This is a genomic window from Pseudomonas sp. LBUM1674 (assembly GCF_059695635.1).
This window is the reverse complement of sequence record NZ_CP166779.1, coordinates 5911306-5934951: the sequence shown is the minus strand read 5'-3', so window position 1 is coordinate 5934951 and position 23646 is coordinate 5911306. Positions and strand designations below refer to the sequence as shown.

Here is a 23646-nt window from a genome sequence, read left to right as displayed (position 1 = left end):
CGTTGTAATCCCGATCCGATTTAAGCGCCGGACATTGGTGCAGGTGCGAAATAACGGCCATTCAAGCTTCGGCCGTAAAAGGGTAATGCAGGTGATATCAGTGGGTTCGTCGCATCGTACTCGCGAAAGCCATCACCTCGGAGCGGTCCATCATTTGAAGTTTCGAGCCGGCAAACCCCTCGAACAGTCGCTGATGCGCGGCAAATCCGCTGGAGTCATCGCGGGTCCGATAGCTGCCGGCCCAGTCCAGCAAGGCAATGTACAACTCATCACTGGCATCGCGCTTCGCCTCTCGTTGGCGAATATTGGCGACGCATTCTTGATCTTCAACACGCAGCCAGATCAGCGCCGTGGCCCGGTGGATAAGCTCGCTGATTATCCAGCCGTAAACCCCCTCGATCACCCAGCGCTCTTCACTGGCTGCAATCCGTGCCATCGCCAAAGACTCAGATCGGGGCCGGGCGATGCTGTGTTCGTCGGACAGCCAATGAAGGTCATCCAGTTCAACCCAAGGCACTTGCAGATGCCCGGCCAGCCGCTCGGCCAGCCAGCTCTTACCCGAGCCGGAGTTCCCAATAATCAGGGTTCGAGTGAGATCCATAACCAACACCGATCAACCGTGGGAGCGAGCTTGCTCGCGATTGCAGGCGACTCGGTCTCGCCATCAGTCACTATCCTCAGGCGCCACCATTCGCGTCTTCGGCGCCCCATCCGCATTCAACTGATAAATCTCCTGCGGTTGTCCTTTCTCATTAAAGAACACCTGCCCGATCCCCGCCGAATTCCACAGCCGCTCCCCGGCTTCAGCGTGCTCCGGAACATGTGGAACAATGCGCATCCGTCGGCGTTTGGTCAGCCAGTTCAGCGGCGAGCGGGGCGAATAGAGCCAGCGGTTGAGCCGGTCGAACCACTCGAGCAGGCTCGGCGGAAATTCGTTTTTTATGCCGCTGCTGGTGACCTGCCAGATCCTCGGACCCGCCTTGCGATGTCGGATAAGCACTTCATAGACGAAGGAATAATGCACATCGCCCGACAGCACCACGTAGTTACCGGGCGTACGCGAGTGTCGGAAAATGTTCAGGATCACCTGCGCCGCGCCGCGATGGGCCATCCAGTTTTCCGCGTCCACCAGCAAGGGGTAACCAAACCAGCTGAATACCCGTTGCACGGTTTCAATCAGTTTGACGCCGAAGATCGGCGCCGGCGAAACGATGATTGCCGAGGGATGATCCAGCAATTCCTGTTGCAGCTCACTGAGGGCTTCCCAATCCAGCAATCCCGAAGGTTGCTTGAGCGTCATCTCGCTGCGCCAGCGCCGGGTACGGGTGTCGAGCACCACTATCGCCGGGGTGGTGGGCAGCACGAAATGCCAGTTCTGGAATATCAACAGTTCATCGATCAACGCGTCCTGGACATCACTGTCGAGATAACGGTCCTGCCCCGTAGCACTCAATAAACGGGTTTTCGCCAGCACGCCGCTGAACGCATCCGGATTATTGCCCCAGCCCTGGCACAGCATGTAGGCGATCAGCGCATTGCCGATGATGCGCTTGGAGAACGGATGGCCGTAGGCCGTTTCTTCCCATTGCGCGGAAAGATTCCAGTCATCGGTAATGTCGTGATCGTCGAAAATCATCAGACTTGGCAGATGTGCCAGCGCTCGGGCCACGTTGCCGAGGCCGGCCTTGAAGCCATCGATACGCTTCTGCTCCAGCGCATACCGCTCGCGTCGTTCGGGTATCAATTTTGGCGGTTTCGGCGCGATCAAGGTCCAGGGCGTCGGCGACCACACCAACAGGTACATGGCCATGACCTCGGCGAAGCTCACCAGATGGTTGTCGGCACTGCTGCTGGTGAAAATCGGCTTGCGCGCTCCACCGAAAAATCGGTCACGCAGGGTGTCGTTGCTTTGCAGCGCCGGTAACAAATCCGCACGATTGTAGTAACTGGCCGGGTGGTTATAGAGTTTGGCGCTGTCGCTGACCACCGCACCTTCGAGGTGCTCCTCGAACAGCCCCAGCCGCTCGATCAAGGCATGAATGGCCCGCAACGTCGGCCCCGCGACATCGTCGGCGTACACCTGATCGCCGCTCATCATCAACAGCGCCGGGCGTTTTTCCGCGTCGGGCTCGGACTCCAGCAAACGATCGACACACAGCAGGCCATCCGGCGCCGGGAAGTGCGGCTTGCGGCAGGAACCGTGCAACAGTTGATCGACCCGTGAGCGCAGGACGAAATTCGGGCAACCGGCCTCGCCGTACAGCAAGTGCGGGGCCCAGTCGGCGATGCCCGACTCGGCGCCATCACCTTCGCCTTTGTCGATCAACAGGTCGTATTCAATCAGCGTGTCGCAGGGCAGGGGGCTGTCCAGTGGCACATCGATCAAATGCACGAACGCGTGAGTACCGACCGGGATGACCGTGCAGTGCGTGTCGTCCAGGCGGATATCGCCGGCATGCTGCAGCCGCAACGTCAACGACAATGCCCGCGATCCTACAAGCCAAAGCACCAGCCGTGTAGGCTCCAGCCGCCGCAATAGCGGGCCGACCAGGACAGGGGTCAGGGATTGATCAGCGTCGGGCAAGGGTGAAGACATGGGCATCCGGGTTCAAGACTCAAGGTGCAGGGACGCGGGATGATAACGCAGCTGGTGTAAATGAATTGTTGCCTACTTACGTCGGGTTATTGCCCCTTGGTCTGCCTTCACAGACCAAGGGACAATCCAAAGGGCTCGTTTGAACCTAAGCCTCCCAGCCCGCCCCACTGACCGCCGCCTGCGCCAGTGGGTGCAAGTCTGCCCCCTGATGCTCTGTCTGCCAGGTCAGCAACTCCTTGCGCATGCCGGGCGTCCAGTACATCTGCAGATGATTGCGCACCCCGAGCACGGCCTGTTGCTGGTCCGGTTCGCTGGCGAAGTACAAGGCGATCTGGTTGGCCATCTTGATCAGGTTAGCAGTGCTCATCGGCGTACCTCCGCCTTGGCACCACGCGCCTGACGGCGGTCTTTGAGCAGACGGTGTTGTTCGTCGCTGAAGGCCTGGAAGCGTTTTTGCCACTCGGAAGGGTGGTAGACGCGGCTGACTTCAACGGCGGTGACCTTGTACTCCGGACAGTTGGTGGCCCAGTCGGAGTTGTCGGTGGTGATGACGTTGGCCCCCGATTCAGGAAAGTGGAAGGTGGTGTACACCACGCCCGGGGCGACCCGTTCGGTGACCCGCGCACGCAGTACGGTCTGGCCGGCGCGGCTGCCGATGCCGACCCAGTCACCTTCATTGATGCCACGGCTCTCGGCGTCGGTCGGGTGGATTTCCAGGCGGTCTTCGGCGTGCCAGGCGACGTTCTCGGTACGCCGGGTCTGGGCGCCGACGTTGTATTGGCTGAGGATGCGCCCGGTGGTCAGCAGAAGGGGATAGCGATTGTTGACCTTTTCCTCGGTGGGCACGTAGCCGGTGAGCATGAAGCGCCCCTTGCCGCGCACGAATTGGTCGATGTGCATGGTCGGCGTGCCGTCCGGTGCCGCGGCGTTGCACGGCCATTGCAGGCTGCCGTGGCTGTCCAGTGCGGCGTAGCTGACGTTGGTGAAAGTCGGCGTCAGGCTGGCGATTTCATCCATGATTTGCGACGGGTGTGTGTAGTTCATCGGGTAACCCAGAGCGTTGGCCAGGGCCACGGTGCCTTCCCAGTCGGCCTTGCCGCCCAGAGGGTCCATGACTTTGCGCACCCGAGAGATGCGCCGCTCGGCGTTGGTGAAGGTGCCGTCTTTTTCCAGGAACGAGCAGCCCGGCAGGAACACGTGGGCGAACTTGGCGGTTTCGTTGAGGAAAATGTCCTGCACCACCACGCATTCCATGGCCGACAGCGCCGCGGTGACGTGCTGGGTATTGGGGTCGCTCTGGGCGATGTCTTCGCCTTGGCAGTACAAGCCCTTGAAGCTGCCGCCCAGGGCTGCCTCGAACATGTTGGGAATGCGCAGGCCCGGATCGGGTTGCAGGGTGACGTTCCAGGCCTGTTCGAACTGCGCCCGTACCCCCTCGTTGGAGATGTGCCGGTAGCCGGGCAACTCGTGTGGGAAGGAGCCCATGTCGCAGGAGCCCTGAACGTTGTTCTGCCCCCGCAGCGGGTTCACGCCCACGCCTTCGCGACCGATGTTGCCGGTGACCATGGCCAGGTTGGCGATGCCCATGACCGCGGTGCTGCCCTGGCTGTGCTCGGTGACGCCCAGGCCGTAGTAGATCGCCGCGTTGCCGCCGGTGGCATACAGGCGGGCGGCGGCGCGGATGTCGGCAGGTTCTACGCCGCAGATGGTGCCAAGGACTTCCGGCGAGTTTTCCGCGCGGCTGACGAACTCGCTCCAGCGGGCGAAATCGCTGCCCTCGCAACGGGCGTCGATAAAGGCCTGGTCGAGCAGGCCTTCGGTGACGATGACGTGGGCCAGGGCGTTGAGCATGGCGACGTTGGTGCCCGGGCGCAGGGCCAGGTGCAGCTCGGCGCGGGCATGCACCGAGTCCACCAGATCAATGCGGCGTGGGTCGATCACGATCAGCCGTGCGCCTTCACGCAGGCGGCGTTTGAGCTGGGAGGCGAACACCGGGTGGGCGTCGCTGGGGTTGGCACCCATCACCAGGATCACGTCGGCCTGCATCACCGAGTCGAAACTCTGGGTGCCGGCGGACTCGCCCAGGGTTTGTTTCAGGCCATAGCCGGTCGGCGAGTGGCAGACCCGCGCACAGGTGTCGACGTTGTTGTTGCCGAAGGCGGCGCGCACCAGTTTTTGCACCAGGTAGGTTTCTTCGTTGGTGCAGCGGCTGGAGGTGATGCCACCAATGGAATCGCGGCCGTATTTTTGCTGCAGTCGGCGGAATTCGCTGGCGGCGTAGGTCACCGCTTCATCCCAGCTGACTTCCTGCCAAGGGTCGTTGATGTGCTGGCGGATCATCGGCTTGGTGATGCGATCCGGGTGGGTAGCGTAGCCCCAGGCAAAGCGCCCCTTGACGCAGGAATGGCCGTGGTTGGCCTGGCCGTTCTTGTCCGGCACCATGCGCACCAGCTGGTCGCCTTTCATCTCGGCGCGGAACGAGCAGCCGACGCCACAATAGGCACAGGTGGTGATCACGCTGCGTTCGGGCTGACCCAGTTCGACCACGCTTTTTTCCATCAGGGTCGCGGTGGGGCAGGCCTGCACACAGGCGCCGCAGGACACGCATTCGGAGTCGAGGAAGTTCTCGCCACCGGCGGCCGCGACCCGGGATTCGAAACCGCGCCCGGTAATGGTCAGGGCAAAGGTGCCCTGGGTTTCTTCGCAGGCGCGCACGCAGCGGTTGCAGACGATGCACTTGCTCGGGTCGTAGTCGAAGTAAGGGTTGGACGTGTCCTTGACGTCGGCCAGATGGTTGTCGCCTTCATAGCCGTAGCGCACTTCCCGCAGGCCGACCTGGCCGGCCACGGTTTGCAGCTCGCAGTTACCGTTGGCCGAGCAGGTCAGGCAGTCCAGCGGGTGATCGGAGATGTACAGCTCCATGACGTTGCGGCGCAGGGTCGCGAGCTTCGGCGTCTGGGTGTGCACGCTCATGCCTTCGGTGACCGGCGTGGTGCAGGACGCCGGGTAGCCACGCATGCCATCGATTTCCACCAGGCACATGCGGCAGGAGCCGAAGGCTTCCAGGCTGTCGGTGGCGCACAGTTTGGGAATGGTGGTGCCCAACAAAGCAGCGGCGCGCATTACCGAGGTGCCTTCAGGCACGCTGATGCTGCGGCCGTCGATGTTCAGGGTGACCTGCACCTGGCTGTTGCGGGCCGGCGTTCCAAGGTCAATGTCTGTTTTCGGGTCGAAGAGAGTGATCATTGCTCGGCCTCCGAGGGCTGCAAGCCGAAGTCGGCGGGGAAGTGCTTGAGAGCGCTGGCGACCGGAAAGGAGACCATGCCGCCCAACGCGCACAGCGAACCGTATTGCAGGGTGTCGCACAGGTCCTTGAGGATGATCACCTGCTCATCCCGACCGCTCTGGTCAGGCGCGGCCAGCAGCCGGTCGATCACCTCCACGCCCCGGGTCGAGCCGATGCGGCAGGGGGTGCATTTGCCACAGGATTCCTCTGCGCAGAACTGCATGGCGAAGCGCGCCATATGGGCCATGTCCAGGCTGTCGTCAGCCACCACCACACCACCGTGACCGAGCATGGCGCCGATGGCGGAGAAGGCCTCGTAATCCAGCGGCGTGTCGAATTGCGACGGCGGCACCCAGGCGCCGAGAGGACCGCCAACCTGAGCAGCCTTCAGCGGCCGGCCACTGGCGGTGCCGCCGCCGTAGTCTTCCACCAGTTCGCGCAGGGTCAGGCCAAAGGCCCGTTCCACCAGGCCGCCGCGACGAATATTGCCCGCCAGCTGGAAAGGCATGGTGCCCAGGGAGCGGCCCATGCCGTAATCGCGATAGAACTGCGCGCCCTTGGCCAGAATCAGCGGCACCGAGGCCAGGGTCAGCACGTTGTGCACCAAGGTCGGCAGGCCAAACAGGCCTTTCAAGGCAGGGATCGGCGGCTTGGCGCGAACGATCCCGCGCTTGCCTTCGAGCGAGTCCAGCAGCGCAGTTTCTTCACCGCAGATGTAAGCGCCAGCACCGACCCGCACTTCCATATCGAACGCCTGGCCGCTGCCGCCGACATTGGCGCCCAGGTAACCGGCGGTCCGCGCAATGTTCAGCGCCTGGCGCAGTGTGGCCACGGCGTCTGGATATTCCGAACGCACGTAGATGTAGCCGTAAGTGGCACCGACGCATAGACCGGCGATGGCCATGCCTTCGATCAGCAGGAAGGGGTCGCCTTCCATCAACATGCGATCGGCGAAGGTGCCGGAGTCGCCTTCATCGGCGTTGCACACAATGTACTTCTGCGCCGCCTGGGTGACGCGCACCGTGCGCCATTTGATCCCGGCCGGGAAGGCCGCGCCGCCACGGCCACGCAGGCCCGAATCGAATACTTCCGTCGCGGTCTGCTCGCCGCCAATGGTGACAGCCCTGTTTAAACCCTCGAAACCGCCGTGAGCCCGGTAATCGTCCAGCGACAGCGGCCGGGTAATCCCGGCGCGGGCGAACAGCAGGCGTTGTTGAGTCTTCAGATACGGCAATTCTTCCACCAGACCCAAGGCCAGTGGATGCGCGGACGGCTCGCCTTGCAGGGCTTCGAGCACGGACGGCACATCGGCAGCGGTCAGCGGACCGAAGCCGATCCGGCCTTGCGGGCTGTCCACTTCCAGCAGCGGTTCCAGCCAATACAGGCCGCGCGAACTGGTGCGCTGCAACTCCAGAGGCAGATTGCGTTCCCGGGCCTGAGTGATAAGGGCCACCGCCACCTCATCGGCACCCACGGCACGGGCCAGCGAATCACTGGGCAGATAGAGCGATGGCATCATGCGTCCTCCCGGCAAGCGTCGAGCAAGGCATCCAGGCGCTCGGCACTGAGCCGCGCATGCACCCGGCCATCCAGCTCCAGCGCGGGCGAACAGGCGCAGGCACCGAGGCAATACACCGGGCGCAGACTGATGCTGCCGTCGGCGCTACTGCCGTGGACATCCAGTTGCAGACGTTCGCGCAACTGCGCGGCCAGCTGCTCGGCGCCGCGACTCTTGCAGGACTCGGCACGGCACAGCCGCAGGATATGCCGGGCCGGCGGCGCGGTACGGAAGTCATGGTAAAAGCTGATCACCCCGCGAACCTCGGCCTGACTCTGATTGAGGGCGTGGGCAATCTCGGGGATGGCCGCATCGGGGATGTAACCGATGCGTTCCTGAATATCATGAAGGATGGGCAACAGTGCACCCGGAGTGCCCTTGTGGCGCTCCAGCAGGCTGTTGACCATCGGCAGGTGCAACATCTCATCAGGCATTCAGCAATCCTCACGGTCACGGACAAACCAGGCGGTTGTCGGTCGTCCGAAAGTGTCGGCTGCGGCACTCACACCACGTCACGGTATCGTGGCAATTTCAGGCCGTTGGCCAGGGCACCCTGAGCGGGCATCTTGTTGTGCCCGGCGCGGTCTTTGCCGCACCTCTTAAAGGGCATAAAGGCAGCTTGCCACGCTGCTTTTGATTGAACTGCACCAAAGCGACGTGTTCGGTTCTTTCTACGACCTTCTATTGAGTCTAGAAGAGTACGGCCGGAGGCGTTGTCGCGGTGACAGACATCGCCGATGAACAATGGGGTGAATGGCCATGGCCCTGGTGGTGTGCGAGCCGGGGTAATACCTCGACCGCAAGGTGTTGGAGGCAGCGGTCCATTGGTCGCGAGCAGCGATTTGCCACCCGTTTCCAGCGCTTGTGCCAAGCTGATGGAGTGTTAATACGCCTGCCGCTCAGGCAAACCTCAGGAAGCCCATGACATGAAGCCCACTCATGCATCGCACGTCCGTCGAGAATTCTTCAAAGCATTCGGGTTCTACTTGCGCGTTGTCTGGCCGATCTTTTCCGTACTGTTTTTTCTGATCGTGCTGTTCGGCCTCATCATCAGCCACCTGGAGGGATGGGATCCTTTTGACGGCATCTATTTCGGCTTCGTGACCGGTTTGACCATTGGCTATGGAGAGCTCGTGCCGAAACTTGGCGTCTCGCGGGTTCTGGCGATTTTTCTGGGGTTCAACGGGGTGCTGATGACGGCGATATTTGCGGCGATCAGTGTTCGGGCGATTGAGGTTGCCGTGCGGGCGGCGGGGCATGAGGAATCGGGTAAGCCGACGGCGTGAAGTCGTGCTTAGATGCTCATTTGAAAAACAGGGAATGGCAGATGATCGATTTCAACAACAAAGGCTTCTTCAAACTCAAACAGAACGACGAATACGCAGAACGTGTCACCGCCCTGCTACTGGAAGGGGAGCAAGTCATCGACTCCTACAAATCCATGCGCGACGGTGTGGTGTTTACCAACAAACGCATCATCGCCGTCAACGTGCAGGGCCTCACCGGCAGCAAGAAAGACTTCACCTCATTGCCGTACAAAAACATCGTGGCGTATTCGGTGGAAACCTCGGGGACGTTCGACCTGGATTCCGAGCTGGAAATCTATTTTTCGTCGCTGGGAAAAGTGAAATTCGAATTCACCGGCAGGACTTCGATGGTGGAAATATCGAAGCTGATTTCCCAGCATGTGCTTTGAACTGAGTTTCGACAGCCCCGAAAGCATTCGGGTCTGACACCGCCAGTCAGTTAACCAAAATCCCTGTGGGAGCGGGCTTGCCCGCGAAAGCGCCCGATCAGCCAATCAATGTTGAAAGCCCTGCCACCATCGCAAGCAGTCCGCTCATTTGATTGCGCTGCTGACCAGCAGGAGTATGCAAATCCACGACTTGGTCTAGATGACGAGGGTTGTAGCCTTCGGGATGACAGAAGCAGGGATACTACAATTTTTACGGCAGCTAATGCTTTTCTACGCCGGCAAGTCAGTTTCGCGGCTTTGGTGTGGTGCCAGACGAGTGTTGATGTCGGCCGATCTGATGCGATTGTTGTGGCGCGGTTATAAAATAGATCCGATTTTGAGGGCGAAGACGGCCAATGCAATTGGGGGCGGGGCGGGGATACCCTGGGTTGACTCTGTCAGATCTCAAATCTCCTCGATTTGAGTAGCTTCATTCACTGGATATCTATCAAATATTGCTTGAGCGCGAGGAGTGGGGAATCAAGCTGCTCCATCTTTCGCACACCGCTGAAATCTGCCGCCAACCTGTTCAGCTCACGTCCCAGGACGGTATCGCCACCGCCGATGGCGTTCTGCGCCAAACCCAGGCATTCATCGACTTTACTCTGGATCGCCTCAACATCCCCCCTACGCACCAGCAACCCAAACACCTCCCGCTCATAATCGCTCATCATCAGATCATCCCGCAGAATCGGACTTGAATCTTCCGTCTCGTAAGCGAGCTTGAGGGAGAACAGGGCAACGGTTTCCAGCAGCAATTCCATGGGGGGAATCCTTGTGAAATGTTCCGCCGGTGTGGGCGGCGTGGAAGAGCAAGATCAAAAGATCGCAGCCTTCGGCAGCTCCTACACGGGACGGTGGGGTGTCAGGTGCTTTTTTGCAGGCGAAAAAAAAGGCCTTGCAAAGCAAGACCTTTCTTAATTTTGGTGCCCCGAGGGGGCAACGGTCGCTTCGCGGCAGTAACGTACCATATGCGGCAATCCCCTGCGATGCCCGGCTATGCTGGGGGTAGGTAGTGTTGGGTTAAGACAGTGGACGGCAGAATCATGCATCTGCGTGTTAGCCTTTACGCCATTTTTACGCCAGGAGGGTGTGATGGCTTCGTATCGGAAACGAAGCGGTGGTTGGCGGGCCGAGGTTGCGAAGCAGGGAGTGCGTGACTCCCAAACCTTCGATACCAAGGCAGCGGCGGTTGCGTGGGCAACTGCTCGTGAAGCTGAGATCATCGCGCAAAGCGGGAAATCCCGGACAAGTGTGTCAATGACTCTTTCGGAAGCCTTGCGCAGATACAAGCGGGATGTGTCACCCACCAAGGCTGGCCAGCGATGGGAAGAGTTGCGGTTGGATAAGTTCGACAGAGAACTTGAGTGGGTCGGAGAACTGATGGAGAGCATAACGTCTGAGCAGGTCGCTCAATGGCGTGATGCAAGACTGAAGAAGGTGAAAACAGCGACCGTACGGCGTGAAATGACACTTCTCTCATCCGTGTTTGAACTCGCCAGACGAGAATGGAAGGCGTGCCTGGTCAACCCCGTGCGAGATGCCAAGCGTCCGAGTAATGGAGCTCCCCGCGACCGTCGTGTTGCTCCAAGTGAAATCAACGCACTGCTGAATCGTCTGGGCTTTGTTGAGGGGCAGCCGCCGGTGACGCTGCTTCAAGAGTTGGCATATGCATTCCTCATCGCCATCGAAACCGCCATGAGGCAGGGCGAGATATTAGGTATGACCGCGAAGTGGGTGAATCTGCGTGACCGCTTCGTTCATCTGCCCATGACAAAGAACGGCACAAGTCGGAATGTTCCACTCAGCAAGCGGGCGGGAGAGTTGTTGGAGCCGCTCTATAAAGGGAAGGGCGCTGGTGATCGACTGTTCAAACTGGAGTCAGCGTCGGCGGACAGCATGTTCCGAAGGATTCGCGACGAGCTGGGGATTGATGGTCTGACTTTCCACGACACGCGGCATGAAGCTATTACTCGGCTTGCTCGCAAGGTTGATGTGCTGGACCTAGCACGTATTACCGGCCACAAGGATCTGAAGTCCTTGATGATTTACTACAACGCCACGGCATCGGAACTGGCGCAAAGGCTGGGATAAAAAAAGCCTGCGGAGTACGCAGGCTTGTTCAGTCACGCTGTTTGTCTTGATCGTCTCGCTGTGGGCAATCTAGCGCGATGTTGGCGCAACCAAGTGATCACCTCTCCCGCAAACCATCTTTTCGCGGCCTTTGCCCCAGTTGCGCAGGGCTGCACGCTTGCTGGAAATCCGGGCTGAATTACGACCCTGCGTTCAATTGTGTAGGCGGATAGTTTCAAGTAGGCCGCAATATCTTGTGATGTCCACAGCTCGTGCTCAGCCGCGACTGCTGGACGTTGCAACTGCCGAATCAGTTCGTGTATCGAGTGGAGTAGATCCGGCGATACCATTGGCATTTCAGCGGGCATAGCGGCCCTCCGTTACTAATCTCGTCGCCACAGCCATCACCTGGCTCCATCCTTAGCTACCCGCTCAATCCAGGCTTTCAACTCGGTCACCAAAATCAGACGGCGGCGTCCAAGCTTGAACGCTTTGAGGTCACCCGAAGCGATTACCTCGTAAATTCCAGACCGTGAATGGTCTGTGAGCCGCGCAGCTTCTTCAACGCTGACAGATAGCGATGGCGTTGAAGAAGCTGGGGGCATTTTCTTTCTCTTCGAGTGCAGTTCAGGCATCACCACTGCTACCGGCGCGGGCTGATCAGATAACGCGGCCTGCAGTTCATAAATGACCCTAACGGCCTGCGCTTCCCATTCTGGCGAAGGTTCACGGTGATCACCCTGCAAGAGTTCGAGCGCCCCATGCATGGCGCGCAGTTGGGGACTGTTCAACGGCTTATTAATCTCGGCCTTTTTCATACGTTCGCTCCAAATTGAGTAGGTTTGTTCAGCAACTGGGTCACGACAGCTGCTTCGTTTGCTGTGAGGTCACCGAGTTGTTGGGCCATGCTGGTGAGGGATTCGAGGCGGATCCGCGCATCGGCGGTTTTCCGCACCTGGTAATCGAACAACGCTGTTCCAACAATCCGGATAGCCATCAGATGGCGCGCTGCTTGTGCGCCTTCAACTGTCGATGTGATAGCCTTCGGGTCGCTGCTGCTTAGGTGCTGTGCTTGCATGGTGTTGCCCTCAGTGGTGGTTGGTGTCGGGGAGGTGCAACTCCTCGACACCCTTCATTTACGGTCTTTAGTCGACCGTCCTTTCGGTGGTTTCGTACCGCACCAGATGCAGCACCAAATCCTCCAGTTCCTCATCACCATCCGTGCACGATTGCCACTCCAGGACGGCTCGGATCTGATCGCGGCTGCATCCGATGACCAGAATTTCGCGCTCCCCACGAGCTGCACGGACGTCAAGAATTCCCAGCAATCCGTCTACGGCATAGGCATCTGCCTGAACGTAGCCATTGCTTGTTTCGTTGAGACGGGCGAGCACAACCCCGATTACGTCAGAAGCGTCATTGCTGCCAGAGCGGTTCATTACTTGGATTTGCATCGTTCTGCTCCTGGTTAGGCTTTGAACACCCAGCAGCGAACTGACTGGGGGATTGGAGTGAGGGGAGTGCGCATCTGCAGGCTGGCCCGGACAGCACTTTCGGTCGGTCGGCTGGCGTCGATGAATTTGTGGGTTCGGCCTTCCTTCAACATCCGTCGTAGGACGCTCAAGTCTGGAATCCGCTGGCGGTGTTCCATGGCGACTTCTGCGAACTGGTTGAGGTTGATGGCGATCACCCCAGGGGTTTTGCTGTGGTTGACCAGGGGCTCGCTGCTGAGCGATTCCAAGTAGTCGTACACTTGCCAGAACTCGTTGAGTTCCTGCGGGTCGGTGGTGATTGCTGACTGGCGCTCGGCCGCCATGCCGAGGATATATTTGCGTGTGTCGCTCACCATGCGATCGGACAGCGGTAGTACCAGCTGCAGGCAGTCCACCAGGGCGAGCAGCATGCTGTGGTTGCGAATGACGCGGTCGGAGCCGAGCTTTTTGCTCGCCCACAATTCAGCGCGGTACTTGGGGTACACCTCGGCAAAGCGCGCCAGGACCTGCTGCTCTGCTTTCATGGCCTTGACCATGAAGTGGCTTACGTCTTCAACCTCTGTCTGCACCAGTGAGTCGGCTGCGGCGCGGCTCTCCTCGGTGATGTTAGGCTTGGGGAAGTACAGCTTGGCAATTCGGCTGAGAATCGCCTCGTGGCCTATTACAGGGGCGTTTTGCGCCATCACGATAGCTGCACGAAAGGGAGGTTCGTAGGTGTCGTTGCTGTTGGTCTTGATGCCACGTGTGCGCAGCAGACCGCCGCCATAGAAGTCCTTGAACTCATCCCATTCGAACGATTTAGTGTTATCGGCGTTGGAGTTACGGTCGGCCTCGAGCATCACCAGCGGGAGGTTGGCCACCTGGCCCATCGCACGGCTACGGCCAGATGTGGAGCCTTTGGCAGGGTCGAAGCCTTCATAAAGGCGCCCGAACAGTTTCCAGATGAACTTGATCAGCGTGGTTTTCCCGGAGTCCGGTTCGCCCGACATTTCCAGGAAAGGAAAGCTTTCGTATTCGGCGCGAATCTGCTCGGCGAACAATGCGCCGAACCAGTACGTCAGGGCCACCACGCCTTTTTCTCCGAAGCACAGCCAGAGCTTGGGTAGCCAGTCCTCACGGTAGCCCTTGGAGTCGATCGACAAATTGATCTTCACCGACTTCATCAGGCACTTGACCCGCTTTTTGCTGAGGTCGAAGTAGTCTTCCGCGTTGGCCTTGTAAACGGTGCCACCCTGGACGGCGATGTCGTTGAATATGTAGGCCTTGTGCTCCTTGCTGTAGCCAATGAAGTCGATGGTCTCGACGGATTTCAGGCCTTCGGTTTGCCGGATGATGATCTGGTCAAGGTGCTTCTGAGTGCCCAGCCAGGTCGCCCCGGAATACATCAGTCGCGCCTTGAACTCGCTGCTCGAGGAGATCTGCTTTGGGGTGAAGGTAAATTTCTCCGGGGCGTTGTCGCTGGGCGTGTCAACGCGGAAGTAGAACCACGCCTCACTGGTCACCTCGTTCACCTGCTTGTACAGCGCTTCAAAATTGCAGTTGGTGATCAACTTCAACGCGCAAACCGACTCGAGCACCTTGCGCCGGGCGTCTCGCTCGCTCAGCAGCTGGTCGTCGTGATCGTCGCTGTTCAGGATCTCGCGCTGCTCTTCTTCCAGTTTCGAAAGGTCGAACCTAGCCCAATACATCCGGTTGCCGAATTCCAGACAGAATTCCGACGTGGCGTCCTCCCAGGTGTACATCAGCATGGCCTTTTCACGAGGCGAGGCAGCCAGCAACAGGTCACCCTCATGGCGTGCAATCTCGAGATCACGCTTGCGCCGCTGATCACGTTTCTCGCCTTCTTCAAACTGCCAGCGCTGGTGGAGGTCGTTCCAATCGACCTTGCGCCCGTCCCTTTGGGGAATCAGCGCGGCAACGCACTTGAAGCCCAGCTCTCGCGACTGCCTAACCCAACGCTGCAGGTACTTGCGTGCAGTGGGCTCGTTGTCCAAGGCCCATACCAACCTGGGGAGATTGCCTTTGCGCAGTTCGACCAACTCCTCAAGAGCGTGAGCGGGGTAGACATTGCTGGACATGGCCGATACAGCCGCGATGTTGTTCTGGCTCAGGCTGATGGCGTCGAAGATCCCCTCGACAATCCAGATCTCTTTAACCGTGGCCAAGTCGACGGTGGGTGGGCACCACCAGAATCCTTGGGCGCTGTATTTCGGCTTGAACCGAGCCTTCATCTTGCCGAAGCGTGACGGGCGATCGATCAGGCGTTCCCAATATCCACCGTTGGGCAGTGCGAAGCGCACGGTGGCACTCGCTTCGTTCAGATCCTGGTTGAAGTAGTTTTCTTGGGTGAACCAGCCAGTCATCAGGCCAGTATTCAAGCCGCGGGCAAATTCCAAATAAGCACGAGCGGTGGCTACAGGGTCGCTCTCCGTCGACGGAGCTCGCTTGCTCCAGTCTTCGAACAGATCCTCGTAGAGCTCTTTGACGTGAGCAATGTGCCCGCAGCGCTCTGGACGGCCGCAGCGGATTTGCCAAGGTTTGTCGTAGCGGGCGTAAAGTTCCTTTTTGCCACAAGCAGGGCACTCACCGCCCCGCATGTAGTTGGTTCCGACGCGATGCTTCAGATTGAAATCGTGTTCCAACCGTTGAAGGACGCTTGCGCGGAGATCTTCTTTCATCATGGCTGCTACTTCGCTGCTTTAAGGCTAAGGGATAGGGCTGCCATCAGGCTTTTCTGGGCCGCCATTACCGGGGTTCTGTCGAGGATTGATTTGTGTCGTGCGATCTGCGGGACGTAGCGGTATTCGTCTGCGTACCAGTGTTCATTCAGGCTCACCAGGTACTGCGCACGTATGGCAGCCAGTAGCGCTTCGGCTTGGGCCGGAGGCATTTGGGTGGTAACAATCACGGCATTTCCCATAGTGAAACCTCGGCATCAGGCAAAGCTCACCCAAACCCACTGGGTGTGGGGCTCGGGACATTGGTAAAGGGGTTTTAGGTAGCGGGGGTGAGGCGTGTGCCGTGGCCGGCAGCAATCAGGTGTTCGTAGATCAAGTAGGCGTGCACTGACCAAGAGCAACCACGAATGGGATCAGTAATCACGACGGTGTATTCATTGCTTGCCTTCCGGTCGATCCGTTGACGTGAGTTGATAGTCTGGAGGTCGGTATAGGCGTGGTGCACCAGGTGCGTAGCAAGAGACTCTTTGACTCCGAGGCTTTCGACCAGATGATTGACTGTCCGGGAAAGAAACTGCCCCAGATCGCCCAAGTGCTCGCCCTGGTGACGTTCGAGGAACGCCAATGCGGCTGCGCGAATGGTGTCCTGATAATCCATATCTTTGGGAACGTTGTTCATTGGGCACCCCCTGATTTGTTGCGGTACAGGTCGATGGCTGCCAGCACTTCGGCGTGACGTGCTGCCATGTGCAAGTTGTGGGCATTGAGGATGTGTTCGGCTTCGGTCTCGGAAATGCAACCGTCCGCCAACGCTTTTGCGATTTCTTGGTCAACACATCCGCGCTTGGCCGCAACGTTCACCGAAAGGGTGTACATCTCGACATTGTCCAGGCTTTCCGGATCTGCCACCGGAACAAACAAACCGCCGTACATTGCCGCAACGTAGTTGGGTAAATGCTGCGTGCCGGCTTCCTGCTCCAGCTGGTAGAGCTGAGCGTCGGATAGCGGGCGACTGTTGTTGTTTTCGTAGGCGTGATTGTCGAATTTTTTCAGCGCCAAACCAATGCGCGCTGCAGCGCATTCCCTTCCACCTGGGTAACTGCAGATAATGGCGCTGACAACTTCCCGGCGAGTCTTTAGAACCGAACTTTTCATGTTCTGCTTTTCCCTGTGGTTCACTGCCATTACTGTTCAATCACGCCGTCTTTGATACCTAGCAACACTGCGGCGCGATGTGCCTCCCCACGGCGACCTTTTTTACGACCGTTCAAAAGGTCGCTGACCAAATTCTTATTCAGTGAATGGATGCGGCAGAACTCCGCAATGCTCATTCCTTTGTGATCGAGGGCCTCTCGGGCTTGCTCGGGTGTAAGGGTGGCGGGCATAGTGTTCGCTCGTGTGCGTTTGTGTGGGTTCGTGTTCGTACAGCGCTGATTATGACCAGTTTATTTGTCCTGTAAAGGGGCTAAAGTTTGAAAAAATTGTCATTTGGTGAGGTTTTTGAGTTCAGTGCGGGTGAATGCTTGCGCGAAGAAAGGGTCCGATTGGGCCTCAAACAAGAGGAAATGGCTCAAATTGGTGGCGTCACCAGGAACACACAAGGGAGCTATGAGCGTGACGAGCGCCGTCCAGATACTGGCTACTTGAAAGCCTTGCATGCCGTAGGTCTGGATATTCTCTATGTCGTCACAGGTGCCCGAACCCCCGAGTCCATAGGAGGGTTGAGCGAGGAAGAGGAAGTATTGGTGAAGCGCTATCGCAGCATGCCGACCGATGACCAAAAATCTGTGCGCCGCTTCGTGCAGGCGATCGCGGACGACGTAGCAAAGAACTCGAATTGACTTGTAAAAAAGCATGTAACGCATTCGTCGCCCCCCGGTTTTAAAGCCTTCTCCCGCTCCCCCGATAACGTCGATTCAGCAATGCACTTATATGGAGTAGTGAGCATGTTGGATCGAGCAAAAATCGATAACGGCCATGTACAAGCGGTTGACTTTGAATGGCATACCCTTTCGAAAATCGAACGTCGTCTGGTCGGGCTTTACCGTCAGTTGACTGAAGAGGATCGAAAACAGCTCAGGCGTCTTACCGAAGCCCTGGCGACGATTCCAGATGAGCCGGTAGTCAGTTGATTTCTGATCGTCGATAGCTCAAACGATGTACCCGATCGCCGACATCCTTGAGTCGGCGATTTGCGCTTCACGCCACAGCTTGCGAACCCAGTTGCTCGAACAGCTCGCGTTGTTTTGCCTTGGGCATGTCTCTAAAGCGGTCTAGCAACATCCTTTCGAACGACTGAGCTGATGGGCTCAGCGTGTGCGAAAACGTCAGATTCGCAACCCATGTGTGCCCGCACTTTGCGTCGAGGCACTGACAGTAAAGCTTGGCAAAGTCTTCAGATAACTGTTCCCGCGAAGCGATGCGGCCCTTGTTTCCACACTTACAGATAACTCGCATATGTCCCTCCCCAGGGTTAGCCAATTGCCACTATATTGCCACAATTTGTAGTGGTAATCTCTTCACTACGCGCTGGATGCAGCGGAATCCACTGCCTGAATCGGATCTCTCCAGGCGATTCGCCTATCAGTCCGTAAGCTATCGTTCACCTGGTCGAAAAGTTGACATATCGGGCGAATTTCATTGCTGGTGTACACCCGATCGATCTTTTCGATATCGCCAAAACCGGCGCTGTTTTCCGGGATGATGCCGGCCAGTGCAGGGTTCATACGCCAGGCGGCGATCACGTCGTTGCGCGTGATGTTCTTGACCTTCTCCAGCTCATCCTTCGCCTGGAAATCTCCCACCGGGATGATCTGAATCGCCTTCTCGGCACCGCCGGGGATGTTCACGAACATCGATCGGAAGTTGCCCACGCCCTTGCTCGCGCTGATCTGATCGCGCAAGGACTCTTCGTCCTCTTCAGTCAGGTTCGGGTCGTTGGTGTAGAAGATGTACCCGGCGTGCGCGCCGTTGCTGTAGTAGCGCCGGCGAAAGAGGGTGGCAGCCTCGTTGAGTAACAGCGCTTGCATGCCGCCCAGGTAATCGGGCACCCCGTAAATGTTCTGTTCGACGTCGTAGTTCATGACGTGCTCGACTTCATCCTCTTCGAATTCCACCTTTTTGCCGTCCGGCAGCAGCATCACAAACCCACCACCAACCCTTACCCGCATATTGATCGTGGGTAGGTGGTCCATCGTCAGCACCTGGCCGAACGCGTTTCGATTGCGTCGGAAATAGGCTTCGCCGAACACCATAAAATCCAAGCCTGCACGGCTCATCGTCTGTACCGAACAACCCGGTGAAGCAATGAACTCACGCAGCAGCAAGTTGCGTTTGAAGCCGGGAATGGCGCCGTGGTGAGCGTTGGCGCGCAGAAGCTTGGCCAGGCCTTGGCGGGACACCGGAGGCGTGTACGTGCGCCCGTCGTGAGTGGCAAACACGCCCAGGTAATGCCCGATGTTTTCGGTCAGCACCTGTTCCGGTGCGCCGAATGAAAACGCCCGCATGGGCCCGAGGGCCGGTTTGTCTTGCTGGTTTTTTGCTGGTTTGCCCATGGGTGTTTGGTCCACTGAGTGTGTAGCGGCTGCGCCGCTGCTTGTTGATGTTGAGAGGTTCATGGGCCAGGGCGTGCATGATCGCCCAGGCGATATCGGCATGACCGGATGCATCGGTGCGGGACGCGCTGTACGTGACCTGACCGCCGTTAGTGGTGCCGCGCTTGATGGTCAGGAAGGCCTGAGCGATGTCGTTCCAGCCGGCATCCCACTCGATGCGACTACCCTGAATCGTGTCCTGCGCCTTGAGCACCAAAGTGTTCTTGGTCTCGAGGCTGTAGTGGATTGATGTCGCACGCGGATAGAAATCGCGCACCAGGTCGAACACGCCGTAACCGATACCCGTGGTGTCGATGCCGATGTGCTGCACGTTGAAACGCTCGGTGAGCTTCTTGACCTGGTCGGCCTGGTACTTGAACGATTGCCCACGCCAACTGTGTTTCTCGAGGATCCGGAACTTGCCGCCATCCTCCAGCGGCGGGGCCACGACCACGCAGCTGGCGTCGTCGCGTGTGCGGCTGGGGTCGTAACCGATCCAAACGGGACTGTTGCCGAAGGGACGCGGGTCGTCGGGATCGTAGTCGGTCCACAACGACAAGTCGGAGTAGCAGCGCTCGAGGTCGACTAGGGAAAAGGCACTCTGCGTGCTGTCGATGAACTTGCACATGAACAGCTGCTGAAACTTGTCCTCGTCGTACTCCAGCTGCAGCTGCTCGAGGTCGAACAGATCGCAACCGCCGGTGATGGCGTCGAGGATGGTGATGACCTTGCGCCATTGCCCATCCGGACAGAGCGAGCCAGCGGCGGCTTGGGCTTCGCTCGGCCACGGATCCTTGGCGTTTTTGCGTTTGCTGTTGCGAAACTTCTCGCCGGTCCAGAACGGATACGCCTGGTGCGACACGGCGCTGGGGGTCGAGAAATAGGTTTTACGCCACTTCTTGTGGGTGGCCATGGCACTGGCGACGGTGTTCAGCTTCTCGAAGTCGCGAATCCAGAAGTACTCATCCACATAAACGTGCCCGTGGTGACCCTGCGCGGTGCTGCTGTTGGTGCTCAGAAAGCGCAACTCTGCCCACGGTTTGCCGTCTTTGCTGAGCACGATCGGGTTGCCGGTCAGCTCCAGGCCGAACCACTCTTGAGCGAACGACACGATGTAACTGCGGAAAATCTCGGACTGGGCGCGGCTGGCCGACAGGAAGATCTGGTTGTCACCGGTGAGCACGGCGTCCATGAACGCTTCGCCGGCGAAGTAATACGTCAGGCCCACCTGGCGGCTTTTGAGGATGTTGCGGATTCGGCTCGTCAGTGGGTTCTGTTTGGCGGCAAACAACTCCTTCTGGTAGCCGTACATTTTGCTGATGAACTTGTCGAGAAAGTCCACCTCGGTCAGTTCGCCGACTTCGTTTTTCGCCTTTTTCTCGCGCTTCTTTCCGCCCTTGTCGTTGCGATCGCCTCGCTCCCGGCGCTCGTAGCGCTGTCCTTCTCTGCGCGGGCCATCGTCCACCGTCGGATCGCCGATCGGCGCCGGTACCGGTACCGGTTTTGCGGATTGCTTGATAAGCCGATCGCGGACAGTGGTCAGCCGGTCGAGCTCGTCCAAGTCGCCCTTGGTTAGCGACGTGGTTTTGTCCAGGAGGAGGGTGATTCTTCGGCCGACGGCTGTCAGCGGTTCTTCATCCGACAGCATGTCTTCCCAACCGCCTTGGCGAATCCAGTAATAGACGATCCGGATGTTGGGCAGGTTAAGTTGCGCCTGAATTTCCTTCGCCTTACAGCGGCGTAGAAACAGACGTTTAGCGGCTTCTTTTACTTCGGTTGAATAGAGCATGGGCCGCAGTCTATGCGGCGAAAACGCGGTAAACGCGGTGTTAAATTCCGCGTTCCTCCTATAAGTCGAATATAGGTGGAACGCGCAGTTCAATCGTTTGTTTGGGGGCCTGCAGCTGCCTATCGTGGCGGCTCAAATCACCGATTGAGCGCAGTTATCGCCCATGCCCCGTTCCCTTGTTTCGTACTGGAAACGTGTCGCCACCAGCGGCACCACTGCTGATGGTCGCGAGATCCTTCCCCAGGAACTGCGTGATATCGCTGAGACCTACAGCCTCGCCAAATACACGGCCGTGATCTGGTCTGAGCATGAGCGTTGGCCTGGATCCTACGGCACCGTTTTTGCGGTACGCCTGGTTGAAGAAGCTGACGACCTTGAACCAGGCCAGGTCGGTTTGGAAGCCCAGCTCAAGCCCAACGACAAGCTGCTCTGCCTCAATGACCAGGGCGAAAAGCTGTTCTCCAGCATCGAGATCACCCCGAACTTCGCCGGCAGTGGCAAAGCGTACCTCACAGGTCTGGCGGTGACCGATTCGCCGGCGAGCCTAGGTACCCAAGAGCTCTACTTTTCCCGCAAAACCGGCGAGCCCGTGCATTACGCCGCGTCTGTCCCTCTCGGCGAGCTGGGGGAGGAGGAGCCCAAGGGCGAGATTGGCATGTTGACCAACATGCTAACCCGCCTGTTCAAGCGCTTCGCTGTTGAAGACACCCCGACCGAAACGACCCCGCCCCCAACCACCGAGAAACCTCCAATGGATGAAGCTACAGCCAAGGCTCTGAAGGCCTTGACCGAACAACTTTCGCTTGTCGTCGCCGGCCTTGCCGCCGTGGTCGAGCCCGCTGCTGGTGAGGTCACCGCCCCGGTTACCACCGAAGTCGATGACGTGGAAACGGCCGTCGACACCATCGTTGCTCAGGCCGAAGCGGATCGTGAGTTCGCCAAGAATGGCGACGCGAACAAGCGTCTCGATCGCATCGAAGCGCTGCTGGAAAAAGCCTTCAACACCACGACCGGTTCGCCACTGCCGAAAATCACCGGTTCCACTGAAATCAAAAAGCGGGTGTTGTGATGAGCCAGCAATCTCTATCCAATCGTGCCGTTCTGCAGTACACCGCTCTCTGTGTGGCCATCGCTGCGACCTACAACGTCGATGTGACGCGTCAGTTCAACGTCGAGCCGAGCATTGCCCAAGAGCTGAACGACAAAATCACCGAGCGCGCCGACTTCCTCGAGCGCATCAACGTCGTGCCGGTGACGGAGATCAAGGGCGAAAAGGTCATGTTGGGCGTGACCGGTCCGGTGACCAGCCGCACCAACACCAAGACCACCGACCGTGAAGCCAAAGACGTTTCGGACCTGAACGGTCTGGGTTACGAGCTGTTCCACACGGAATCAGACGTCGGTCTGCCGTTTGCCAAGATCGACAGCTGGGCCAAGTTCCCAGACTTCGCCGATCGCTATTCGGCGGCGGTGCAGAAACAAATCGCTCTCGACCGCATCATGATCGGCTGGCATGGCGTTGCAGCTGCGCCCCAGACCAATCTGGCTACCAGCCCGATGCTGCAGGACGTGAACAAGGGTTGGCTGCAGATCGCCCGCGAGCAGATCCCGGAGCAGGTGCTCGAGGAGGGCGCAACCGCTGGGAAAATCACCCTCGGCACTGGCGGCGACTACGAAAACCTCGACGCCCTGGTGCACGACGTCAAGCAGATGATCAGTTCGGTTTTCCGTGACGGCGGCGACCTGATTGCCATCGTGGGCAGCGATCTGCTGGCCGCTGACAAGGCCAAGCTGTATTCCAATCAGGCCGGCAAACCCACCGAGAAAGAACGCATTGAAAGTGCCCAGGTCATTGCGACCTACGGCGGCCTGCCGACCTTCACCGTGCCGCATTTCCCGGTCAACGCTGTGGTCGTCACCAGCTGGGACAACCTGTCGATCTACTTCCAGGACAGCAGCTGGCGCCGTCACTTGATCGAGAACCCAAAACGCTCCCGCGTCGAGGATTACAACGGCCGTAACGAAGGCTACGTGATCGAGCAGCTGGAGAAATTCGCCGCGGCTGAAAAAGTGGAGCTCGTCTGATGAGCCTGGCACTGGCGCATAAACGCCGCGTTCAAGCCGAAGGCCCAGCCGCCGCTGCACGGGCCGGTACCGAGGCTGTGGTGTATTCCTCTGCCACCGCGCTTTCCAGCCCTGCCAACGGCAAAAAGCACCTGAAGCTGATGGAAGACGCCCTGGCTGTGGATCTGGAGCGCATTGGTGCGATCAACAGCCGCGAACTGCGTCAGCAGCTCAAGCGTGACGAGCTGCTGCCCAAGTACCTGGACTACGTACAGCGCTACCGCGATTCCGGATTGAGTTTCCCGAACTCGGTGGTGATGCAGGTTCTGGTCTGGTTGTTTGACACCGTGCAGTTCGAAGCGGGGTTGGACCTGGCGAACTTCGTCATGGGTCAAGGTCAGGCCATGCCCGAGCGCTTCAAGCGTGACGTGCCGACCTTCGTCGCAGATGCGGTGATCGAGTGGGCCGAAGCCGAGCAGAAGGCCGGTCGCAGCCCTGAACCTTACCTGTCCGATCTGCTGCCCCGTGTAGATGGCGAATGGCAGCTCACTGAGCAGATCCCGGCCAAGTACCACAAGTTGATTGGCATCCGGGCGATGGCTGCAAAGGAATGGGCGAAGGCCATCACTCACTTCGAACGCGCCACTGAATTGCACGCCGCTGTCGGTGTGGGCACGCGCCTGGAAGGTGCTCGCAAGGCACTGGCTAAAGAACTGGCTGAAAAAGCCGCCGAATAACCGACTACCCCCCCCGGCGAGAAACTGTGGATGTGAGCCAACCA

General features: G+C 58.8%; 27 protein-coding genes. 8 read left to right on the top strand and 19 right to left on the bottom strand.

All coding sequences use genetic code 11. From position 1 onward, the window contains the following. Positions 1 to 97: 97 nt before the first annotated feature. From ACA067_RS27280 to ACA067_RS27255, 6 genes are all read right to left on the bottom strand, one after another. A complete protein-coding gene (locus ACA067_RS27280) occupies positions 98 to 601 on the bottom strand; it encodes a P-loop NTPase family protein (protein ID WP_497459325.1) in 504 nt (167 codons plus the stop codon). A 63-nt stretch (positions 602 to 664) separates the two neighbouring features. Continuing rightward, the gene (locus ACA067_RS27275) at positions 665 to 2602 is read right to left on the bottom strand and encodes an alkaline phosphatase D family protein (protein WP_497459324.1); all 1938 of its coding nucleotides are present in this window, start codon (positions 2600 to 2602) and stop codon (positions 665 to 667) included. A 139-nt stretch (positions 2603 to 2741) separates the two neighbouring features. Next, on the bottom strand, positions 2742 to 2963 hold the full coding sequence (locus tag ACA067_RS27270; protein WP_497459323.1) for a formate dehydrogenase subunit delta: 222 nt from the start codon (positions 2961 to 2963) through the stop codon (positions 2742 to 2744). Further along, positions 2960 to 5842 (bottom strand): formate dehydrogenase subunit alpha, encoded by a 2883-nt coding sequence (gene fdhF, locus ACA067_RS27265; protein ID WP_497459322.1) that lies wholly within the window; start codon positions 5840 to 5842, stop codon positions 2960 to 2962. Before fdhF ends, ACA067_RS27270 begins: the two co-directional genes overlap by 4 nt. Then, positions 5839 to 7401: a formate dehydrogenase beta subunit gene (locus tag ACA067_RS27260; protein ID WP_497459321.1), complete on the bottom strand. Its 1563-nt coding sequence runs from the start codon at positions 7399 to 7401 to the stop codon at positions 5839 to 5841. Before ACA067_RS27260 ends, fdhF begins: the two co-directional genes overlap by 4 nt. Beyond that, on the bottom strand, positions 7398 to 7874 hold the full coding sequence (locus ACA067_RS27255; protein WP_497459320.1) for a formate dehydrogenase subunit gamma: 477 nt from the start codon (positions 7872 to 7874) through the stop codon (positions 7398 to 7400). Before ACA067_RS27255 ends, ACA067_RS27260 begins: the two co-directional genes overlap by 4 nt. Positions 7875 to 8366: 492 nt before the next feature. Here ACA067_RS27255 and ACA067_RS27250 point away from each other — a divergent pair, with 492 nt between their 5' ends. Beyond that, positions 8367 to 8726 (top strand): potassium channel family protein, encoded by a 360-nt coding sequence (locus ACA067_RS27250; protein ID WP_497459319.1) that lies wholly within the window; start codon positions 8367 to 8369, stop codon positions 8724 to 8726. 41 nt (positions 8727 to 8767) lie between these two features. Beyond that, positions 8768 to 9136: a PH domain-containing protein gene (locus ACA067_RS27245; RefSeq protein WP_497459318.1), complete on the top strand. Its 369-nt coding sequence runs from the start codon at positions 8768 to 8770 to the stop codon at positions 9134 to 9136. A gap of 473 nt (positions 9137 to 9609) precedes the next feature. On the opposite strand, the gene ACA067_RS27240 is transcribed toward ACA067_RS27245, so the two are convergent. Then, positions 9610 to 9939, bottom strand: a complete 330-nt coding sequence (locus ACA067_RS27240) for a hypothetical protein (RefSeq protein WP_497459317.1) — start codon at positions 9937 to 9939, stop codon at positions 9610 to 9612. Positions 9940 to 10270: 331 nt separating this feature from the next. On the opposite strand from ACA067_RS27240, the gene ACA067_RS27235 reads away from it, so the two are divergent. Next, on the top strand, positions 10271 to 11269 hold the full coding sequence (locus ACA067_RS27235) for a tyrosine-type recombinase/integrase (RefSeq protein WP_497459316.1): 999 nt from the start codon (positions 10271 to 10273) through the stop codon (positions 11267 to 11269). 32 nt (positions 11270 to 11301) lie between these two features. On the opposite strand, the gene ACA067_RS27230 is transcribed toward ACA067_RS27235, so the two are convergent. From ACA067_RS27230 to ACA067_RS27190, 9 genes are all read right to left on the bottom strand, one after another. Further along, complete coding sequence (locus tag ACA067_RS27230; protein WP_497462854.1) at positions 11302 to 11598, bottom strand: hypothetical protein; 297 nt, start codon at positions 11596 to 11598, stop codon at positions 11302 to 11304. Between the two features lie 54 nt (positions 11599 to 11652). Then, positions 11653 to 12066 carry a helix-turn-helix domain-containing protein gene (locus ACA067_RS27225; RefSeq protein ID WP_497459315.1) on the bottom strand — a complete coding sequence of 138 codons (414 nt, stop codon included), beginning with the start codon at positions 12064 to 12066 and terminating at the stop codon, positions 11653 to 11655. Then, positions 12063 to 12326: a hypothetical protein gene (locus ACA067_RS27220; RefSeq protein ID WP_497459314.1), complete on the bottom strand. Its 264-nt coding sequence runs from the start codon at positions 12324 to 12326 to the stop codon at positions 12063 to 12065. Before ACA067_RS27220 ends, ACA067_RS27225 begins: the two co-directional genes overlap by 4 nt. A gap of 67 nt (positions 12327 to 12393) precedes the next feature. Next, positions 12394 to 12702 (bottom strand): hypothetical protein, encoded by a 309-nt coding sequence (locus tag ACA067_RS27215; protein WP_497459313.1) that lies wholly within the window; start codon positions 12700 to 12702, stop codon positions 12394 to 12396. A 14-nt stretch (positions 12703 to 12716) separates the two neighbouring features. Then, complete coding sequence (locus tag ACA067_RS27210; protein WP_497459312.1) at positions 12717 to 15419, bottom strand: toprim domain-containing protein; 2703 nt, start codon at positions 15417 to 15419, stop codon at positions 12717 to 12719. Positions 15420 to 15427: 8 nt separating this feature from the next. After that, a complete protein-coding gene (locus tag ACA067_RS27205; protein WP_497459311.1) occupies positions 15428 to 15661 on the bottom strand; it encodes a hypothetical protein in 234 nt (77 codons plus the stop codon). A 74-nt stretch (positions 15662 to 15735) separates the two neighbouring features. Next, on the bottom strand, positions 15736 to 16098 hold the full coding sequence (locus tag ACA067_RS27200; protein ID WP_497459310.1) for a hypothetical protein: 363 nt from the start codon (positions 16096 to 16098) through the stop codon (positions 15736 to 15738). After that, on the bottom strand, positions 16095 to 16574 hold the full coding sequence (locus ACA067_RS27195) for a YmfL family putative regulatory protein (protein ID WP_497459309.1): 480 nt from the start codon (positions 16572 to 16574) through the stop codon (positions 16095 to 16097). Before ACA067_RS27195 ends, ACA067_RS27200 begins: the two co-directional genes overlap by 4 nt. Before the next feature lie 29 nt (positions 16575 to 16603). Next, the gene (locus tag ACA067_RS27190; protein WP_052966984.1) at positions 16604 to 16804 is read right to left on the bottom strand and encodes a DNA-binding protein; all 201 of its coding nucleotides are present in this window, start codon (positions 16802 to 16804) and stop codon (positions 16604 to 16606) included. An 87-nt stretch (positions 16805 to 16891) separates the two neighbouring features. Here ACA067_RS27190 and ACA067_RS27185 point away from each other — a divergent pair, with 87 nt between their 5' ends. Further along, positions 16892 to 17260: a helix-turn-helix domain-containing protein gene (locus tag ACA067_RS27185; RefSeq protein WP_497459308.1), complete on the top strand. Its 369-nt coding sequence runs from the start codon at positions 16892 to 16894 to the stop codon at positions 17258 to 17260. Positions 17261 to 17365: 105 nt separating this feature from the next. Beyond that, positions 17366 to 17551 (top strand): hypothetical protein, encoded by a 186-nt coding sequence (locus ACA067_RS27180; protein WP_497459307.1) that lies wholly within the window; start codon positions 17366 to 17368, stop codon positions 17549 to 17551. Positions 17552 to 17618: 67 nt separating this feature from the next. Here the strand turns inward: ACA067_RS27180 and ACA067_RS27175 are convergent, their stop codons facing one another. The 3 genes from ACA067_RS27175 to ACA067_RS27165 all read right to left on the bottom strand — a co-directional run bounded on the left by ACA067_RS27175 (position 17619) and on the right by ACA067_RS27165 (position 20801). Next, positions 17619 to 17876: an Ogr/Delta-like zinc finger protein gene (locus ACA067_RS27175; RefSeq protein WP_497284731.1), complete on the bottom strand. Its 258-nt coding sequence runs from the start codon at positions 17874 to 17876 to the stop codon at positions 17619 to 17621. 65 nt (positions 17877 to 17941) lie between these two features. Further along, positions 17942 to 18820, bottom strand: coding sequence for a phage portal protein (locus tag ACA067_RS27170; protein ID WP_497459306.1), 879 nt, complete (start codon positions 18818 to 18820; stop codon positions 17942 to 17944). Next, positions 18732 to 20801, bottom strand: coding sequence for a terminase large subunit domain-containing protein (locus tag ACA067_RS27165; RefSeq protein ID WP_497459305.1), 2070 nt, complete (start codon positions 20799 to 20801; stop codon positions 18732 to 18734). The genes ACA067_RS27170 and ACA067_RS27165 overlap by 89 nt, the downstream gene beginning before the upstream one ends. Before the next feature lie 163 nt (positions 20802 to 20964). On the opposite strand from ACA067_RS27165, the gene ACA067_RS27160 reads away from it, so the two are divergent. The 3 genes from ACA067_RS27160 to gpM are packed head-to-tail and all read left to right on the top strand — an operon-like array spanning position 20965 to position 23602. Next, positions 20965 to 21870 (top strand): GPO family capsid scaffolding protein, encoded by a 906-nt coding sequence (locus tag ACA067_RS27160; protein WP_497459304.1) that lies wholly within the window; start codon positions 20965 to 20967, stop codon positions 21868 to 21870. After that, complete coding sequence (locus ACA067_RS27155; RefSeq protein ID WP_497459303.1) at positions 21870 to 22886, top strand: phage major capsid protein, P2 family; 1017 nt, start codon at positions 21870 to 21872, stop codon at positions 22884 to 22886. The genes ACA067_RS27160 and ACA067_RS27155 overlap by 1 nt, the downstream gene beginning before the upstream one ends. Further along, a complete protein-coding gene (gene gpM, locus ACA067_RS27150) occupies positions 22886 to 23602 on the top strand; it encodes a phage terminase small subunit (protein WP_497459302.1) in 717 nt (238 codons plus the stop codon). The genes ACA067_RS27155 and gpM overlap by 1 nt, the downstream gene beginning before the upstream one ends. Positions 23603 to 23646: the final 44 nt, after the last annotated feature.